Annotated in this window: 1 protein-coding gene; it reads right to left on the bottom strand. The window is 72.6% G+C overall.

All coding sequences use genetic code 11. The annotated features are described in order from the left end of the window. Window positions 1–234: transposase (locus ACWJ6R_RS38350; protein ID WP_449066850.1), on the bottom strand; the 234-nt coding region annotated here is incomplete at both ends.

Raw genomic sequence — 234 nt, 5'->3', positions numbered from 1 at the left:
CCCGCACCGCCGCTTTGAAGATCGTGCACATGTCGATCGCGACGTGCTTCACCTGCTCCTTCCACGCCGGGCCACGCGCGTCCAGCCAGTCGATCACCGCCTCGGCGGTGCGGCCCTCCACCTGCCCCAGCAGCCCCTGGCCCGCCGACAGGTCGACGAACCCGACATGCCAGCGATCCACCGCGACCGTCCACGCCTGCGCCGTCTCGTCCCAGAGCCAGCGGGGCCGGCCCC

It is taken from the genome of Planomonospora algeriensis (genome assembly GCF_977012225.1).
The sequence above is the reverse complement of the archived record's forward strand: the minus strand, read 5'-3'. Positions and strand labels throughout refer to the sequence as shown.